12 protein-coding genes are annotated in these 17,783 nt (G+C 70.8%); 8 read left to right on the top strand and 4 right to left on the bottom strand.

Features of this window, described 5'->3' with window-relative positions:
- Positions 1-44 precede the first annotated feature (44 nt).
- The gene (locus ACFY1S_RS25965) at positions 45-2,390 is read right to left on the bottom strand and encodes a non-reducing end alpha-L-arabinofuranosidase family hydrolase (RefSeq protein WP_387123179.1); all 2,346 of its coding nucleotides are present in this window, start codon (positions 2,388-2,390) and stop codon (positions 45-47) included.
- A 738-nt stretch (positions 2,391-3,128) separates the two neighbouring features.
- On the opposite strand from ACFY1S_RS25965, the gene ACFY1S_RS25960 reads away from it, so the two are divergent.
- Positions 3,129-6,314 (top strand): penicillin acylase family protein, encoded by a 3,186-nt coding sequence (locus tag ACFY1S_RS25960; protein WP_387123023.1) that lies wholly within the window; start codon positions 3,129-3,131, stop codon positions 6,312-6,314.
- A 155-nt stretch (positions 6,315-6,469) separates the two neighbouring features.
- Here ACFY1S_RS25960 and ACFY1S_RS25955 read toward each other — a convergent pair whose 3' ends face one another.
- From ACFY1S_RS25955 to ACFY1S_RS25945, 3 genes are all read right to left on the bottom strand, one after another.
- On the bottom strand, positions 6,470-6,568 hold the full coding sequence (locus ACFY1S_RS25955) for an FAD-dependent monooxygenase (protein ID WP_387123022.1): 99 nt from the start codon (positions 6,566-6,568) through the stop codon (positions 6,470-6,472).
- 116 nt (positions 6,569-6,684) lie between these two features.
- Positions 6,685-7,305: a TetR/AcrR family transcriptional regulator gene (locus ACFY1S_RS25950; RefSeq protein ID WP_387123020.1), complete on the bottom strand. Its 621-nt coding sequence runs from the start codon at positions 7,303-7,305 to the stop codon at positions 6,685-6,687.
- A 116-nt stretch (positions 7,306-7,421) separates the two neighbouring features.
- Positions 7,422-8,249, bottom strand: a complete 828-nt coding sequence (locus ACFY1S_RS25945; RefSeq protein WP_387123018.1) for an SAM-dependent methyltransferase — start codon at positions 8,247-8,249, stop codon at positions 7,422-7,424.
- A gap of 280 nt (positions 8,250-8,529) precedes the next feature.
- Here ACFY1S_RS25945 and ACFY1S_RS25940 point away from each other — a divergent pair, with 280 nt between their 5' ends.
- The 7 genes from ACFY1S_RS25940 (at position 8,530) to ACFY1S_RS25910 (ending at position 17,782) form a co-directional block, all read left to right on the top strand.
- Positions 8,530-9,732 (top strand): low temperature requirement protein A, encoded by a 1,203-nt coding sequence (locus ACFY1S_RS25940; protein ID WP_387123016.1) that lies wholly within the window; start codon positions 8,530-8,532, stop codon positions 9,730-9,732.
- Between the two features lie 140 nt (positions 9,733-9,872).
- Positions 9,873-10,580: a ThuA domain-containing protein gene (locus ACFY1S_RS25935; RefSeq protein ID WP_387123014.1), complete on the top strand. Its 708-nt coding sequence runs from the start codon at positions 9,873-9,875 to the stop codon at positions 10,578-10,580.
- Positions 10,553-11,653 (top strand): Gfo/Idh/MocA family protein, encoded by a 1,101-nt coding sequence (locus ACFY1S_RS25930; protein ID WP_387123012.1) that lies wholly within the window; start codon positions 10,553-10,555, stop codon positions 11,651-11,653. The genes ACFY1S_RS25935 and ACFY1S_RS25930 overlap by 28 nt, the downstream gene beginning before the upstream one ends.
- 163 nt (positions 11,654-11,816) lie before the next feature.
- Positions 11,817-12,545, top strand: a complete 729-nt coding sequence (locus ACFY1S_RS25925; protein ID WP_387123010.1) for a tetratricopeptide repeat protein — start codon at positions 11,817-11,819, stop codon at positions 12,543-12,545.
- Between the two features lie 143 nt (positions 12,546-12,688).
- Positions 12,689-14,017, top strand: a complete 1,329-nt coding sequence (locus tag ACFY1S_RS25920) for an MFS transporter (protein ID WP_387123008.1) — start codon at positions 12,689-12,691, stop codon at positions 14,015-14,017.
- Positions 14,014-14,265: an MbtH family protein gene (locus tag ACFY1S_RS25915; protein WP_364363008.1), complete on the top strand. Its 252-nt coding sequence runs from the start codon at positions 14,014-14,016 to the stop codon at positions 14,263-14,265. Before ACFY1S_RS25920 ends, ACFY1S_RS25915 begins: the two co-directional genes overlap by 4 nt.
- Position 14,266: 1 nt before the next feature.
- On the top strand, positions 14,267-17,782 hold the full coding sequence (locus tag ACFY1S_RS25910) for an amino acid adenylation domain-containing protein (RefSeq protein WP_387123006.1): 3,516 nt from the start codon (positions 14,267-14,269) through the stop codon (positions 17,780-17,782).
- The last annotated feature ends 1 nt before the right edge of the window (position 17,783 follow it).

The following is a 17,783-nucleotide window of genomic DNA, read 5'->3' as shown; positions in this document are numbered from 1 at the left end:
GACTCGGTCTGCGCGAGCCCACCCGCCCCGGCGGTTTCCGATCGTCAGCGTTGCAGCGTCAACAGGCCCGGCCGGTACGGCAGGAGGCCGTAGTCGCCTCCGGAGCTGGGGGAACGACCCTGGTAGAGCAGTTGCAGGTTGCACGCGTCGACGGTCATGGTCTGGTCGGCGCTGGTCCGCAGCAGTTCACCGTGGCTGATGTCGTTGGTCCAGGTGGCACCGCTGTTGGCCTTGCCCGCGAACGGGTTGCTCTCGGACGTGGCCTGCGGCGTCCAGGTGCCGCCCAGGCTGCTGGCGGTGAACGAGCGGAAGTAGCGCCCGTTCGAGCCGATCGCTTCGACGATCATGAGATACTTGTTCAGGCCCTGGAGCTTGTAGACCTGCACGGCCTCGAAGAGGTTGTTCGTCGAGTCGGTCATGATCGTCGTGTAGTTGGAGCCGAAGCTGCCCGGGAAGTTCCCGATCGGCATGCTCGCCCGGTAGATCCGACCGTTGTCACCGGCGAAGAAGAGGTACATGTTCTGGTCGTCACCGATGATCGCCTGGTCGATGGGGCCGGTCGAGGAGTTGGAGATGCTGCCAGTGAACAGCGTCTGTGCCGATGACCATCCGTTCGGGTTGGTCGGGTCGCTGGAGGTCCGGTACGAGAAGGCCGTGCCGCCCCACTGGTAGGCCAGGACCCAGATGTTGCGCGGGGCGAAGTAGAACAGCGACGGCGCGACCGTCGCCGAGTTCATCGCGTTCTGGCTCGCCGAGCCCATCTGCGAGTAGTTGCTGAAGAGGCCGAAGTTCATCGAGCCCCACGTGGTGCCGGTGTCGTGCGTGGTGGCGTAGACGAGCTGCTGGCCGTTGTACGGCGCGACTGTGAAGTCCTTCAGCGACACCCACCCGGACCTCGGCTGGGCCAGCGCGCCGGTCGACGACCACCGGTACGACGAGGGCAGGTCACACGCGCCCCCGGTCGGCGGCGGCGTGGTCGGCGTCGGGGTGGGCGTCTGGGTGCCACCGCCGAGGGAGGCCAGCCGGAACTGCTGGTTGGTCTGTCCGTTGCAGTCGTAGAGCTGGATCTGGGCGCCGTTGGAGGTGCTCCAGACGTCCAGGCAGCGGCCGGACTGGACGTTGCTGATGGTGCCGTTGGAGTTGAGGTTCCACTGCTGGTTGGTCTGGCTGTGGCAGCTGTAGATCTGTACCGCCGCGCCGTTGCCGGTGCCGGCGGCGTCGAGGCACATGGTGCCGTACACCTGGAGTTGTTTGCCTGAGGTGTAGGTCCAGGCCTGGTTGGTCTGCTTGTTGCAGTCGTAGAGCTGGACTCGGGTGCCGTTTGTGGTCGAGGCGTTGGGTACGTCGACGCACCTGCCGGACTGGGTGCCGACGATCTCGCTTGTCGAGCCCGGCGGGACGGTGGGGGTCGGACCGGGCGTGGTGGGCGTGGGGGTGGTGCCGGGGCCGGCGCTGTTCAGCGCCTCCAGGGTCGCCGTGTAGGCGGCCTTCTTGTTGCCGCTGCAGTCGAAGAGCAGCGGAGTGCCGCCGGAGCGCCACGAGTCGCAGTCCCGCACCCCCCAGACGGTGAGCCCGTTGCAGCGCGCCACGGCGAGGCAGTCGTTGACCACGCTGCGGTACGTGTTGGCCTGCGTCGTGCCGGAGCCCTCGATGTCCAGTTCGGTGATCTGCACGTCCACCCCGAGGGCGGCGAAGCTGGACAGCGTCGTGCGGTAGTTGCTGTTGTACGGCGAGTTGGCGTTGAAATGCGACTGGAACCCGACGCAGTCGATCGGTACGCCACGGGACTTGAAGTCCCGCACCATGTTGTAGACGGCCTGGGTCTTGGCCCAGGTCCAGTTGTCGGTGTTGTAGTCGTTGTAGCAGAGCTTCGCGTCCGGGTCCGCAGTCCGCGCCGCGCGGAACGCCGCCTCGATCCAGTCGTTGCCGGTGCGCTGGAGGTTCGAGTTGCGACGGGCGCCGCTGTTGCCGTCCTCGAAGGCCTCGTTCACCACGTCCCACGAGTAGATCTTGCCCTTGTAGTAGCCGGCCACCCGGTTGATGTGGTTGAGCATCGCGTTGCGCAGCGCGGTGCCCTCCATGCTCTCCATCCAGCCCGGCTGCTGCGAGTACCAGGCCAGGGTGTGCCCGCGGACCTTCCACCCCCGGGAGAGGGCGTGGTTCACGATCCGGTCCGCGTTGCCGAAGGTGAAGTTGTTCTGCTGCGGCTCGGTCGCGTCGATCTTCATCTCGTTCTCGGGCGTCACGGCGTTGAACTCGCGGTTCAGGATCGTCGTGTAGGCGCTGTCGCCGAGCTTGTTGGCGGCGACGGCGGCACCGAAGTACCTGCCGGACTGGGCCGCGGCGGCGCCGAGGGTCGTCTCGGCGGCTTGGGCGAGATTGGGCAGCAGCGACACCACAAGGGCCGCAACTATCGCCGCTGTTCCGGAAATACTGAGTGTTCGTAGTCGGGTGCGCCCCGTCGAGCGGGTCCGAGAAACCATGCTGATCCTCCAGTGGTGGATGGGAAATCGCGTCGCTGACCGAGAGGGGTGGATCCCGCGCGGATGGCAGCGACCACAGTGCTGAGTCCGCCCGACCGGACCACGGACCCACCTCGGCTGCCCTCCCGGGGACGAGTCGTCCCGGGTTGCCCGACCAGCAGATCGAGATGGCGATGAGTGGGCCGGGTCGCCCGCCGGGGGCGGGAGCGGGCTGGTGGCTCTCCAGGTGGTGGACGTGGTCACCTGGTGGCGAATGGACCTGATGGTCGGGGGTGGGGCGCCTCCAGGAGCCAGATGATCTTGTTAGCGTTCACACTCATCGATGGCCCTAGGTTCGCAGAAAATTCCGGGCCTTTCAACCGGTAGTTTCGGCTGTGTTACAGGCAGGAAGGTTGGCGATCTCGAGGTTCGGGGGTCAGCCACGACATCGCCTCCCGCCCCGCGCCGGAAGGTGGCGAAACGTCGGCATTGGCGACTGGTGAACGACGGCTTTCCCGGACGGCGGCAGTGCGTCGATCATTGCCCGGAGATTGATATGAGTCATTCTCACCTCCGGGTGGAACGCCCGGGCGCGGAGGGCGAGACGTCGGCACCTGAAGCCGGGCGTACCGAACGGCCCGACTCCGCGTCCCCCGGAGGATCGCCATGCCCCGTCCCGCTCTCCGTGCCCGGCTCGCGGCGCTCACCGCCGCAGCCCTGACCGCGAGCGTCCTGACCGTCATCCCGCCGTCACCGGCGCTGGCCGCCAGCACGTTCGCCGCAAACGACTACTGCCTCGGCCAGTGCGCCGACATCCTGCCCCCCGGGCAGAACGGCAACGCCACTCTCGTCGACATCCTGGCGCACCAGGCGCTCGGCACCCGCCCGGCGCACTCCAGCGACCAGCTCGACGAGTACGCGAACCTCGTCTACAACTACGCCGGGCTGACCGACGAACAGATCGCGCACTTCTACAACGACGCCTCGTTCGGCGTACCCGCCGCGCAGGTGGAGAGCACCGTCTCGCCGCGCGCGGACGTCACGATCGTGCGGGACAAGGCCACCGGAGTCCCGCACATCACCGGCACCACCCGCGCCGGCACCATGTTCGGCGCCGGCTACGCCGGTGCCCAGGACCGGCTCTGGGTGATGGACCTGCTGCGGCACGTCGGCCGGGGCAACGTCACGTCGTTCGCCGGTGGCGCCCCCGGCAACCGGGAACTGGAGCAGAGCGTCTGGGCCAACTCGCCCTACACCGAGGCGGACCTCCAGGCCCAGGTGGACGCGCTGCGCACCAAGGGCGCGCGGGGTCAGCAGCTCTACACCGACGTTGTCGACTACATCGCCGGCATCAACGCCTACATCGACAAGTCGATCGCCGACGACAACTACCCGGGCGAGTACGTGCTCGCCGGCGCCGGCAAGCCGAAGCACTTCACCATGACCGACCTGATCGCCACGGCCGGTGTCGTCGGCGGACTCTTCGGCGGAGGCGGCGGCAGCGAGATCCAGTCCGCGCTGGTCCGGGTCGCCGCCCGCGCCAAGTACGGCGCCACCGAGGGCGACCGGGTGTGGGCGGCGTTCCGGTCGCAGAACGACCCGGAGACCGTGCTCACCCTGCACGACGGGCAGAGCTTCCCGTACGGTGCGACGCCGCCCGGTGCGACGAGCGCGGTGCTGCCCGACGCCGGCTCGGTGGTCGCCGAGCCGCTCGCCTACGACCAGACCGGCGGCGGCGCCGCCCGCACCGGCACCAGCACCGCCACCGAGGGGCTGATCGGCGGGCTGTCCAACCTGCGCGCGCACGGCATGTCCAACGCCGTGGTGGTCTCCGGACGGCACACCACCACAGGCAATCCGGTAGCCGTGTTCGGCCCGCAGACCGGCTACTTCGCCCCGCAACTGCTGATGCTCCAGGAGTTGCAGGGGCCGGGGATCAGCGCACGCGGCGCGGCGTTCGCCGGGCTGAACCTCTACGTGCTGCTCGGTCGGGGACAGGACTACGCGTGGAGCGCGACCTCCGCCTCCCAGGACCTCACCGACACGTACGCGGTGCCGCTGTGCACCACCGACGGCAGCGCTCCGACGCTGCGGTCCAACCGCTACCTCTACCACGGGCAGTGCCTCGCCATGGAGGCGCTGGAGCAGCGCAACTCCTGGTCGCCGACGATCGCCGACTCCACCCCGGCCGGCTCGTACACCCTGCGCGCGCTGCGCACCAAGTACGGGCTGGTCTCCTACCGGGGCCTGGTGAACGGGCAGCCGACCGCTTTCACCAAGCTGCGCTCGACCTACCGGCACGAGGCCGACTCGGCGATCGGCTTCCAGGCCTTCAACGACCCGACGGCGATGGGCAGCGCGGCGGCGTTCCAGGCGTCCGCGGCGAGCGTCGGCTACGCGTTCAACTGGTTCTACGTCAACTCGACCGAGGCGGCGTACTACAACTCCGGCTCCAACCCGGTCCGGTCGTCGATCACCGACCCGAACCTGCCCGCGAAGGCCGAACCGGCGTACGAGTGGGTCGGCTGGAACCCGGACACCAACGACGCCACGTACGCCCCGCCGTCGGCGCACCCGCAGTCGGTGAACCAGGACTACTACGTGAGCTGGAACAACAAGCAGGCGCGGGACTTCGGGGCGGCGGACGGCAACTTCAGCTTCGGCTCAGTACACAGGGGTCAGTTGCTCGACGGCCCGGTGCGCGCGGCGATCGCCCAGCGCAAGCTCGGCCGCGCCGACGTCGTGAAGATCACGGCGGACGCGGCGGTGACCGACCTGCGCGGCCAGCAGGTCCTCGGCGACCTGCTGCGGGTGCTGGACAGCGCGCCTGTCACCGACCCGGCGCTGGCCGACGCGGTCGGCAAGCTGCGGGCCTGGCAGCAGGCCGGCTCCCGGCGGGTGGAGACCGCACCCGGCTCGAAGGTCTACCAGCACGCCGACGCCATCCGGATCTTCGACGCGTGGTGGCCGCTGCTGGCCTCGGCGGAGTTCCGCCCCGGCCTCGGGTCGGACCTCTACGGCGCGCTCGTCGACGCCATCGAGGTGAACGAGGCGCCGTCGGGCGGCCAGAACGGTGGGCGTGACGGCGCGGTGAGCTGGGCGCCCCAGGGTCAGGCCCACAAGGGATCGTCGTTCCAGTACGGCTGGTGGGGCTACGTCGACAAGGACCTGCGGACCGTGCTCGGCGACCCCGTCGCCGGTGGACTGGGCCGCGCGTACTGCGGCAACGGCAAGCTCGGCGCGTGCCGGCAGTCGCTTACCGACACGCTCGGCCAGGCCGCCGCCGTGCCGGCGACCACCGTCTACCCGGGTGACAAGTCCTGCGGGGCCGGCGACCAGTGGTGCGCCGACTCGATCGCCCAGTCCGGCCTCGGTGGCATCACCCACCCCCTGATCGCCTGGCAGAACCGCCCCACCTACCAGCAGGTCGTCTCGTTCCCGGCACGCCGGGGCGACGCCGTCACCAACCTGGCCCAGGGACGCCCGGCGAGCGCGTCGAGCACCCAGTTCCTGACCAGCCACACGCCGGACAAGGCGGTCGACGGCAGCCTCGGCAGCCGGTGGGCCAGCAGCTACAACGACAACCAGTGGCTCCGGGTCGACCTCGGCGCGGCGCGCACGGTGAGCCGGGCGGTGCTGCGCTGGGAATCCGCCTACGCCACGTCGTACCGGATCGAGATCTCCGGCGACGGCAACTCCTGGACGCCGGTGTTCACCACCACCGCCGGCAACGGCGGCGTCGACAACGCCGCCTTCGCGCCGGTCAGCGCCCGCTACGTGCGGGTGTACGGGGTCAAGCGGTCAACCTCGTACGGGTTCTCGCTCTACGAGTTCGAGCTGTACGGACGGTGACCTCAACCCCAGGGGCCGGCGGGAACACCCGTCGGCCCCTGCGGGGCGGGACGGGCTCGGTCGCATCGCCTCAGCGCCGCGAATCCGTTCGCGTCAGCGCCGCACCGAGTCGGCGAGATGGGCTTGGTAGCGCGGGCAGGTTGCGATGTCCTCGGTCACTGTGGAAGGCCGAAGTGGCGCGTGAGGGACGCGCCCAGCTCGCAGGCGAGCATGAGGCCGTCGGGGCCGGCCCCGACGATGAGGACATCAATCATGATCGTGATCCTTTTCGGACGTGCGTCATCGCCACGGCGGGCGGCGGCGCGCGGCCGGCCCGCCGCGGGGTGTACGCGGCTGAGGATGCGGCTGCTGTCGGCGTCGAGTGCGTGCTTCAGCGGCGGGGCGGCGGAAGGCCGGCGGCGACCTGGGCGAAGGCGTCGGTGATGAGGCGCTCGATCGGGGCGGGCGGGTCGGCGTTGTCGAGGTAGTGCTGTATGGCCACGGTGACGGCGGCGCTGGCGGCGGCCGCCACGAGTCGCGGATACATGTCGGTGGCGAGGTCGGTGCCGGTGCGATCGGCGACCGCGGCGGCGAGTTCGGCCTCTGCTGTCGCGACGGCGCGCAGTCGCTCGCCCTGGAGCGCGGGCTCGGCGAGCATGGTGCGGATGCCTGCCGCCCACTGGGTATGGGCGGGAGACGGCATCGCCTCGACCTCGGGGCCGGGCGTGAACTGCTCCAGCGCGGCCCGGGTGAGCGCCGCCCAGAGCGGCTCGTCGGCGGGGCGTTCGCGCAGCGCGGCAGCGGTGCGCAGGCTGCGGTCCAGGTGACGGGAGGCGATCGCCTCGGCCTTGCTGGAGAAGTAGTTGTTGAAGGTACGCGGGGAGACGCCGGCAGCATCGGCGATGTCCTCCACGCGGACGTTGTCGTAGCCGCGCTCGACGGTGAGGTGGATCGCAGCCCAGCCGAGCGCCGCCCGCGTCTCGGCCTTCTTGCGCTGCCGCAGCCCCGTCATGCCACCACGCTAGCACTTATTGCGTGGCACGCAAAGATGCGTGCCACGCAAAATAACGAGCGGTGGGGAGGGTCGACGGGGCGGTCCCCGCCGACGGCCTCACCGCAGGGCGGGGCCTACGGTTTGCGGGCGAGGAGCCCGACGAAGGTGTGGTAGGTGTCGGTCTGGGTCGGGGCGGGCGCACCCGGCTCCGGACGCCACTCGGCCAGCGGCACCAGGCCCGGCTCCAGCAGCGTCAGCCCGTCGGCGAAGGAGACGATCTCCTCGTCCGTACGCCAGCGACCGGTGCCCAGCGACTCGTTGAAGACCCGCTCGACCTCGCGGGCCTTGCGGGAGCCCTCCGGGTCCCGCTCGCCCGGGTCGCGGAAGTGCGAAATCGCCACGTAGCTGCCGGAGGGCAGCGCGTCGATCAGCTCTGCCGCCACCGCCCGCGGATCCTCGTCGTCTCCGAGGTGGTGCAGGATCGCGAAGAGCAGCAGCCCGACCGGCCGCTCGAAGTCGAGGAACCGACGTACGTCCGGGTGGTTGAGGATCTCCTGTGGTGCCCGGATGTCCGCCTGGATCACCGTCGCGGTGCCCTCCGCGGCGAGCAGGGCGCGCCCGTGGCTCAGGACGATGGGATCGTTGTCCACGTACACGACCTGGGCCTTCGGGTTGTGCTCGGTGGCGACCTCGTGCACGTTGCCCTGGGTGGGCAACCCCGACCCGATGTCGAGGAACTGGTCGATGCCCGCCTCGGTGACGAGGAAGCGAATCACCCGACGCAGGAAGGCGCGGTTCGCCTGGCCGGCCGCCGGCCCGTCCGGTGTGATCCGCAGGGCGTGTTCGGCGACCCTTCGATCGGACTCGAAGTTGTCCTTGCCGCCCAGGAAGAAGTCGTAGACCCGGGCCACGCTGGGAATACTGGGGTCGATGCCGGGGGGTGCCGCCTTGTCGCCGGTCACAGACGTCTCCATTCGATGCGGATCAGCGCCCGCCGAAGCTGCGGGCGGTGCCGGGGTTGCGGCGAGTCTAGCGACAGGGAGGGATGGATTTCGGCCCCGACTGGTACCGCTCCCAAGGGATCGCCCGTGAGCAGGCCATGTCGTCACGCAACACGCCGAAGAGAAGGCGGTCGATGTGCCGACGGTCCGGGCCCTTCCGGAGACCGTCGTATCGACTCGACGTCCCCGCCGACCGTGGTACCAATACCCGAGTAGACGAGACCGGCAGAATTGGGCGGCCATGTCGACAAGGGCAGCGGCGCTGCTTCGTAAACCGGGGCAACCGCAGCGACCGAGTCTCCTCGAACTCTTCTTCGATCTGGTGTTCGTCTTCGCCCTCAACCGGGTCTCGCACCGGCTGGTCGAGGATCTGACCGAGCGGCGGATGGTGCGCAGCGAAGTCGGCGAATCGCTGCTGTTGCTGCTGGCCTTCATGGTTCTGTGGTTCGTCACGGCCTGGGTCACCGACATCTACGATCCGCGGAGGCCGCAACTCCAGTTGCTTGTCTACGCGGCAATGCTCGGCGCGATGATGATGGCGGTCGCGGTGCCGCAGGCGTTCGGTGACCGGGCCCTTGCCTTCGCTGGCGCGTACGTTGCCGTCCACATCGTCCGTGGGCTGGTCATCGTGCCGTGGCTGCGCGGCCACGAAGCCCAGCGCCGAGCGGCAGGGGTGCTTTTCTGGTTCTCGATATCCGCCGTGCCCTGGATCGCCGGAGCGATCGTGGTGGATCCGGCACGCGGGTGGCTGTGGACGCTCGCGATCGGCATCGACTGCGTGGCGCTGCTGCTGTTCTATCCCGCGCCGTGGACCCGGCCCATCCCACGTCAATGGCCCGTCCTGGCCGAGTACCTTTCCGAGCGCTACCGGCAATTTTTCATCATCGCGCTCGGCGAGCTGATTCTGACGACGGGTTCGGCGTACAGCGACACCTCCTTCGGCCAGGGTGGGGCCGCGGCCGCGTTCGCGGTGTCATTTGTCACGACCATCCTGCTGTTCCGGGTCTACCTTTTCCGGGCGGGCCAGTTGCTGCCCGACGCGATCCGGGTATCCGGTGAACCCGCCCGTCTCATCCGGGAGGCCTTTCTGGCTCACGTGCTCATGGTGGTCGGTATCGTGGCCGTCGCCGTCGGATACGAGATCGTGATCGATCACCCGTTCGGCGACACCGACACCGGGTGGATTCTCGTCGTCCTCGGCGGACCGACGCTGTTTCTGATCGGCCGGTCCCTGGTCGAGCACGCCGTGTTCGACAGGGTGTCCCGCTCCCGGATCATCGGCGCACTGGCGCTCGTCGGCGCCGCGCCCGCCATGACCCTCCTGCCCCCACTGGCCGCCGCCGTCACCGCCGTCGTCGTCCTCGCCGGCATCGCGACCTCCGACACGATCCGTGCCCACGGAAAGCCACCCGAACGGCCGTACCCACGCTGGTTGGAGCACTGAGAACGCGTCGATCGTGGCCCCCGCTCGTTCCGGCGGCAACGACGAGTACGGTTTTCGATGCTCGACGAGCACAGGCATCGGCGGTTCGTCGCGGGCGGGAGCGGCCAGCCCACCGACGACGGACGGGGGAGGGAGCGAGCATGACGCAGCGGAGAGCACTGGTGGTTCGAGGCGGGTGGGAGGGGCACCAGCCGGTCGAGGCGACAGACCTGTTCATCCCGTTCCTCGAGGGCAACGGCTACACGGTACGCGTCGAGGGGTCGACCGAGATCTACGCCGACGCCGCCGAGATGGCGGACACCGACCTCGTCGTGCAGTGCGTGACGATGTCGCAGATCGCCCCGGAGCAGGTGGCGGGCCTCAGCGCGGCGGTCGCCGCCGGAACGGGCTTCACCGGCTGGCACGGCGGCATCGTCGACTCGTTCCGCGCGTCGTCGGACTATCTGCACCTGGTGGGCGGCCAGTTCGCCACCCACCCGGGCAAGGAGCCGTGCGAGCGGCACGGTGGGGCCGAGGACAACTTCCTGCCGCACACGGTGGCCATCACGGACCTCGGTCGCGAGCACCCCGTCACCACCGGCGTCGAGGACTTCGACCTGGTCACCGAGCAGTACTGGGTGTTGCACGACGACCTGATCGACGTCCTGGCCACCACGACCCACCCGACGCGGGCCTGGCATCCGTGGCAGCGGCCGGTGACGTCCCCGGCGATCTGGACCCGGCTGTGGGGTGCCGGGCGCATCCTCGTGACCACCCCGGGGCACAGCCTGGACGTGCTGGAGCACCCGAGCGTCCGTACCGTCATCGAGAGGGGGATGGTGTGGGCGACCCGCATCGCGTCGGCGTAGTAGGTCTCGGGGTCATCTCCCGCGCGTACCTGGCCACGCTCGCGAACCACCCCGCGGTGTCCATCGCCGCGGTGGCCGACCTCGACGCCTCCCGGTCGGCAGCTGTCGCCGCCACGATTCCGGGCGCCGAGGCGCTGAGCGTGCCGCGCCTGCTCGACAGACCGGACGTGCAGACCGTCCTCAACCTCACGATCCCCGCGGCGCACGCCGAGATCTCGCTCGGCGCGATCGACGCCGGCAAGAACGTGTACGTCGAGAAGCCGCTCGCCGTGACGTTCCAGGACGGCGGAACCATCATCAGCCGGGCCGCGTCGGCAGGCGTCCGCGTCGGGTGCGCTCCGGACACCGTTCTGGGCACGGGTACGCAGACCGCGCGGGCGGCGATCGACGACGGGCTCATCGGGCGGCCGTTGTCCGCGTCGGCCGTCATGGTCACGCCGGGGCACGAACGCTGGCACCCCCAGCCCGACTTCTACTACGCCCCGGGCGGCGGCCCGTTGCTGGACATGGGGCCGTACTACATCTCGGCGCTCGTGCACCTGCTCGGGCCGGTCCGGGCGGTGGTCGGGGCCGCCAGCCGGCTGCGCGCCGAGCGCGTCATCGGCTCGGGTCCTCGTACCGGCCAGCGGATCCCCGTGCAGGTGGACAGCCACGTGACAGGTGTGCTCGAACACGCCGACGGCGCTCTCTCCACGATCACGACGAGCTTCGACGGTGTCGCGACGAGCGCCGCGCCGATCGAGGTGCACGGCGAGACCGGCACCCTCGCCGTACCCGATCCGAACGTCTTCGACGGTGAGGTCCGCCTGTTCGCGCTCGGCGGCGGCGAATGGCGGGTCCTCGAACCGCTGGCCGGGTACGTCGGGGCTTCCCGGGGCGTCGGTCTGCTCGACCTCGTCCGGGCCGACGGTCAGCGTCCGCCGCGCGCCGGTGGCGATGTCGCGCTGCACGTCCTCGACACGATGACCGCCCTGCTGCGCTCGGCAGCCGAAGGTCGACGGATCGAGCTGACGACTGTGGTACGACGGCCCGCGCCCGTCCCGCTCACCCCTGTCGAGGACTGGACGGCATAGGCAGCCGACGGGCGGGTCGCTCTGACCGCATGATCCAGAGTTCGTCAAGTCGCCGGGGTCAGCGTGCGGTGAGCTGTCGACGAAGACGGAAGGAGCACGCTGTGACGAGCACCGCCGAACTCGCACGCCGGCAAGCACAGGAGCGACGCAGGAGGTGACAGACATGGGTTTCAGCGACGACGTTCGCGCGGCCTTTCGACGGGGCGAGACCGACGCCGTGGTGCGGATGAGCGAGGCGGAGATCGACAGGGCGCGGGCGGCAGGTGATCCGGCGGGTGAGGTGGAGGCCCGGTACAGCCTCGCCCGGGTCGCCATCCGTGGGGGCGACCTGCCGGGCGGCGAGGCCCGCGCCCGGGAGGCCCTCGAGGTCGCCCTGCGCTCGGGCGACCGCAGGCTGGAGGAGAGGCCGCGGCACGTCCTGGCGGCCGTCGCCCGGATGTCCGGTGACCTGACCCGCGCCCGGGACCTGTACCGGGAGAGCATCGCGCTCAACGAGGCCCTGGGCCAGCCCACGATCGTCAATTCGGAGACGCACAACCTCGGCTTCTGCGAGTTGGGTCTCGGCAACCTCGATGCGGCGAGAAAACTGTTCGCCACGAGTCGCGCGGCGGTGTTCCGGAACGGCTGGGCGGATTTCGTGCCGTACGTCTGCGTGGCGGGCGCCGCGCTCGCGTCGGCCGAGGTCGACCATCCCCGGGCGGCCCGGATGGTCGCCGTCGCGGACGACGCGTTCACGGCGTTGGGTCAGGTGCCCGATCCCGACGACGCGGCAGACCTGGCCGCCGTACGGGCGGCCGCGGTCGAGGCGCTCGGCCCGGCCGGCTTCGCCGAGGAGTACGCGCAGGGTCAGCGTCTCGACCCGCGTACGGCGTTCGACGACGAGGACGGCTGACCCGGTACTGATCCACGCATGCGAATGATCAACGCGTACGGACATTGACCGTTGTCATGCACGTCGTTAGCCTCGGGGAAGCGATCATGTCGGGCGGGCGAACGTTGTCAGCCCGGCAGTGACTTCGGGGGGCTGGCCCGTTCATGCGCAGATTCAGCATCATCTGGGCAGGGCAGCTCGTCACGTTGATCGGAAACTCGGTCCTCCGGTTCGCCTTCGTGGTGCAAGCCTGGACGTCCGGCCAGCGGGCCACAGCCGTCGTGCTCCTCTCGGTCCTCGCGGTGGTGCCGCAGGTGCTGCTGAGTCCCACGGCGGGGGCGCTTGTCGACCGGCTGCGCAAGCGGACGGCGCTGCAACTAGCGGACATCGGTGGGCTGGCGGTCGTGGGCGCGCTGGCGGCCCTGCACTTCTCCGGGCACCTTCAGCTCTGGCAGATCTACGTGGCCGTCGCGCTCCTCGGCGCCGCCGCCGCCTTCCAGTACCCGGCGCTCTTCTCGGCGATCCCCCTGCTGGTCGCCAAGGATCAGCTGCAACGCGCCAACGGTCTGCTGGGGACGGCCCGCAGCACGGCGGAGATCTGCGGACCCGCCCTGGCCGGGGTGCTTGTCGCCACCTCCGGCCTCGGGACGATCCTCCTGGTGGACCTGCTCAGCTTCGTCCTCGCCCTGCTCACCATCCAGGCGGCCGGCCTGCACGAACAGCCCCGCGACGGCGCCACGGTCGAGCCTCGCCGCAGGCTCGGCGCCGAGTCGCTTGACGGACTGCGATACCTGTTCGTACGGCCCAGCCTGCGTGGCCTCGTGATCGTCATCTTCGTGGTCAACCTGGTGATGGTCTTCGGGTACGCGATCGTGCAGCCGATGATCCTGGCCCGTACCGGCAACGACGCGTCCGCGCTGGCGAGCGTCATGGCGAGCATCGGCGTCGGCGGAATCCTCGGTGGCCTGCTGATGGGTGTGTGGGGCGGCCCGAAGGCACGGATCCGGGGCATGCTGCTGGGCGTGGTCGGCATGTGCCTGACCTCCCAGGTTCTGGTGGCCGCGTCCCGCGACGTCCCCGCCTGGTGCGCAGCCATCCTGGTCGGGGCACTGCTCATGCCGATCGTGAACGGCACCATGCAGGCGATCATCCAGACCAAGGTGCCCCCGCAGCGGCAGGGCCGCGTCTTCGGTGCGGTGATGTTCGTGTCCCAGATCTCCGCGCCGCTGGCCATGGTCTGCTCCGGCCTGGTCGCCGACCGGGTCTTCGAGCCGCAGGCCGCCGCGGGCACCGGGCTGGTCGGCCTGCTCCAGCCGGTCGTCGGGAGCGGCCCCGGCAGCGGAATGGCGGCGATGCTGCTGATCGCCGGCGCGTGCGGGATGGCTGTCGCGGTGTGGGGGATGGCCAACCGCCAGGTACGCGACATCGACGTGATCCTTCCCGACTGGGACGGCATTGCCGAGCAGAAGGAAGAGAGGAAGGTGCCGACATGACGAGCAATCCGTTCGAGGACGAGAACGGCGAGTACCTGGTGCTGGTCAACGACGAGAACCAGCATTCACTGTGGCCTGCCGACATCGACGTGCCGGCCGGATGGCGGACAGTTCACGGGGCGGCCGGCCGAGCGGACTGCCTGTCCTATGTCGAGACCCACTGGTCGGACATCCGCCCGGCGAGCCTTCTGGGGGACCGCTCCGGAGCCGACCCGGTTTCGTCGGATACCGCGTCCACGGGCTCCTGAGGTGGACGCCCACTGCGTACACGAGGTCTTCGAGGAGCAGGTCGCCCGTACCCCTGATGCGACAGCGTTGGTGTACGGCTCGGAACGGGTGACCTATGCCGGCCTGGACGCCCGGGCGGACCGCCTGGCCCGGTGTCTCGCCGATGCCGGCGCGCGGCCCGGCGCGGTGGTCGGGGTGCACCTGGAGCGCGGCGTCGACCTGGTGGTCGCGGTCCTCGCGGTGTTGAAGGCCGGGGCCGGATACCTGGTGCTCGACCCCGCCTTTCCACCGCACCGGCTGCGCGGCATGGCGGAGGATGCCGGCGTCGCCCTGGTGGTCGCCTCCACCGATGCGGCCGTGCGGCGGCTCGGGAACGGGGCGCGGTTCGTCGGCGTCGACGCGGACCAGGGACGGAAGCTGCCCCGGGGCGCCGGCCGGGCCCGGCCCGGAGACGTCGCGTGCGTCATGTTCACCTCCGGCTCGACCGACAGGCCCAAGGGCGTCGCGGCGCCACACCTGGCGATCGTCGGCACCCTGACCGGGCAGGACGACCTGCCGGCCGCGCCCGACGCGGTGTGGTTGCAGTGCGCGCCGGTCTCCTGGGACGCCTGCGTGCTGGAGCTGTGGGGCGCGCTGCTGCACGGCGGCACCTGCGTGCTGTACCCGGGGCGCCGCGTGGACCCGGTGGTGTTGGCCCGCCTGGCCGGCGAGCACGGCGTCACCACGATGTATCTGTCCAGCAGCCTGTTCAATGTGGTGGTGGACGAGTACCCGACCGCGCTCGAGGGCGTCCGCGACCTGCTGGTGGGCGGCGAGGCGCTGTCGCCGGCGCACGTCGGCCGGGCCCTGGACCGCTTCCCCGGGCTGCGGCTGCGCAACGGGTACGGGCCGGTCGAGGCGATGATCTTCGTGACCACCCACCAGGTGATCCGGGCCGAGGCGGAGGGCGCCTCGGTGCCGATCGGCCGGCCACTGGCCGCGAAAGACGCGTACGTGCTGGACGAGCGGCTGCGGGTGGTGCCCGACGGCGAGGTCGGTGAGCTGTACGCCGCCGGGGCCGGCCTGGCCGACGGTTACCTCGGCCGTGCCGGGCTGACCGCCGACCGGTTCGTCGCCAACCCGTTCGGCGGGCCCGGTGAACGGATGTACCGCACCGGGGACCTCGTGGTCCGCCGGGGCGCGGACGGTCCGCTGGACTTCGTGGGACGCGCCGACGCCCAGGTCAAGATCCGGGGCTTCCGGGTCGAACCGGCCGAGATCGAGGCGGTGCTGACCAGGCATCCGGCTGTGGAACGGGCCGCCGTCGCGGCCACCGACGACAGGCATGGCGAGCGGCAGCTCGTGGCGTACGTGGTGCCGGCAGAGGGGTGCGAACGCCCTCCCGGGCGCGACGACCTGCGGACCCACGTGGCCGGGATGCTGCCCGAGTTCATGGTGCCGGCGGTGGTCGTCGCGGTGGACGCGTTGCCGCTCACCGCGAACGGCAAGCTCGACCGCGCGGCCCTGCCGGCGCACCCGCCGCTCGGGGCGGACGGGTCCGGGGCGTCGCGCCCGCCGGGCACCGACGCCGAGAAGGCGCTGTGCGAACTCTTCGCCGAGGTGCTCGGCGTACCGTCGGTGGGGGTCGACGACGACTTCTTCGACCTGGGCGGTGACTCGCTGCGGGTGGCGCGACTGCTGAGCCGCATCCACACCGTGCTGGGCGCCGAGATCGGCGTACGGGCGATGTTCGAGGCGCCAACCGTGGCCGCGGTGGCACGGCGCTTGGACGAGATCCGCGGCTCTGCGACGGAGCAGCCGCCGTCGACAGGGACCGGGAACGCCGAGCGCGGTACGCCTCTGTCGTTCGCCCAGCGGCGGCTCTGGTTCCTCGACCAGGTCGACGCGGGAGTCGCGTACAACATGCCGATCCTCGTCCGGCTCCGTGGCGAGGTCGACACCGCCGCCCTGCGGGTCGCGCTCCAGGATCTGGTCGACAGGCACGAGGCGCTGCGGACGGTGTTCACAGTCGACGACGGCGAACCCGGGCAGCGGGTGCTGCCGGCGGGGCGGGCGCGGCTCGACGTCGCGGTGGTCCGGGTCGCCGACGACGCCGAACTCGCCGAGCGGGTCGCGTCTGCCGCCCGGTACCGGTTCCGGTTGAGCGCCGAGCTTCCGTTCCGGGCCGTGGTGTTCACAGTCGACGACGACCAGCCCGGAGCGGCGCTGCTGCTGGTGATGCACCAGATCGCCGCGGACGGCTGGTCGCTGGCGCCGCTGCTGCACGACCTGTCCGGCGCGTACGCGGCCCGCCGGGTCGGCGCGGCGCCCGCGCTGCCGGCGCCCGAACGGCACGCAGTGGGCGTCGACCAGCGGGCGCGGATCGGGGACCCGGCCGACCCGGGCAGCGTGGCCGCCCGGCAGCTCGCCCACTGGCGCTCGGTCCTGGCCGGCCTGCCGGGCGGGCTGGCCCTGCCCCGGCTCGCCGGCCGGCCCGCCGCCCCCGGCCCTCGGGCGGAGACCGCGGTACGGCAGGTGGACCCGGCCGTGCACGCCCAGCTCGTCGAGCTGGGCCGGCGGCATCGGGCCACGCTGTTCATGGTGCTGCACACGGCGCTGGCCGTCGTGCTGAGGCGGGCCGGCGCGGGCGACGACATCGCGGTCGGCGCGCCGATCGCCGGACGGACCGTCGCCCCGACCGACGCGGTCGGGTTCTTCGTGAACATGCTGGCCCTGCGAACGGACCTGTCCGGCGATCCGACGCTCGCCGAGCTGCTGGTCCGGGTCCGGGAGGTCGACGTCGCGGCGTTCGCCCACCAGGACGTGCCCTTCGAACAGGTGGTCGCGGATCTCAACCCGCCCCGGTCGCCCGGTCGGCATCCGCTGGTGGATGTCGTGCTGGCGCTGCAGAACAACGCGCGCAGCAGTCTCGCCCTGACCGGTGTACGGAGCGGGGTGGAGGTCATCCGCACCGGCGCGGCACGGTTCGAGCTGCTGGTGGACGTGACCGACGACTACGGTCCGGACCGTACGCCGGCCGGGATCGCGGTGACTGTCGAGTACCAGGCGGAGGTCTTCGGCCGGCCCGTGATGGAGTGGCTGGCGGACGCCCTGCTGCGGGTGCTCGACACGATGGCCGGGGCACCGTGGACCCGGCTCACCGACCTCGACGCCCGGCTGGCCCTGCCGGCGGGCGCGGACGCGGCGGTTCCGCCACCCCGGCAGCCGTCCGGCCGGCCGGTCCACGTCGCGCCGCGTACCGAGCTGGAACGACGGCTTGCGGCGCTCTGGGCCGACGCGCTCGGCGTCGAGCGGGTCGGGGCGCACGACAACTTCTTCGCCCTGGGTGGGAACTCGCTGCGGGCGGTGCGTGTCGCCGCGCGGATCGCCACAGTGGAACGGCTGCCGGCGACCGCGAGCCACATCTTCTCCGCCCCGACCGTCGCCGAGCTGGCCCGGGCGTTGACCGACGCCCCGACGGTCGCCACGACCCCGATTCCCCGCCTGCCCCGCATCCCTCGGGTCCGCTCCGGTCGGACCTCCCACGGTGAGGAGTGAC

The organism is Micromonospora sp. NPDC000663 (genome assembly GCF_042898105.1).
In the GTDB taxonomy this organism is placed as follows: domain Bacteria; phylum Actinomycetota; class Actinomycetes; order Mycobacteriales; family Micromonosporaceae; genus Micromonospora.
The sequence above is the reverse complement of the archived record's forward strand: the minus strand, read 5'-3'. Positions and strand labels throughout refer to the sequence as shown.

Coding starts and splice junctions, on each gene's coding strand:
- ACFY1S_RS25920 (WP_387123008.1), top strand. CDS start 12,689: ATGCGCAGATTCAGCATCATCTGGGCAGGGCAGCTCGTCACGTTGATC.
- ACFY1S_RS25935 (WP_387123014.1), top strand. CDS start 9,873: ATGACGCAGCGGAGAGCACTGGTGGTTCGAGGCGGGTGGGAGGGGCAC.
- ACFY1S_RS25955 (WP_387123022.1), bottom strand. CDS start 6,568: ATGATTGATGTCCTCATCGTCGGGGCCGGCCCCGACGGCCTCATGCTC.
- ACFY1S_RS25925 (WP_387123010.1), top strand. CDS start 11,817: ATGGGTTTCAGCGACGACGTTCGCGCGGCCTTTCGACGGGGCGAGACC.
- ACFY1S_RS25960 (WP_387123023.1), top strand. CDS start 3,129: ATGCCCCGTCCCGCTCTCCGTGCCCGGCTCGCGGCGCTCACCGCCGCA.
- ACFY1S_RS25940 (WP_387123016.1), top strand. CDS start 8,530: ATGTCGACAAGGGCAGCGGCGCTGCTTCGTAAACCGGGGCAACCGCAG.
- ACFY1S_RS25915 (WP_364363008.1), top strand. CDS start 14,014: ATGACGAGCAATCCGTTCGAGGACGAGAACGGCGAGTACCTGGTGCTG.
- ACFY1S_RS25950 (WP_387123020.1), bottom strand. CDS start 7,305: ATGACGGGGCTGCGGCAGCGCAAGAAGGCCGAGACGCGGGCGGCGCTC.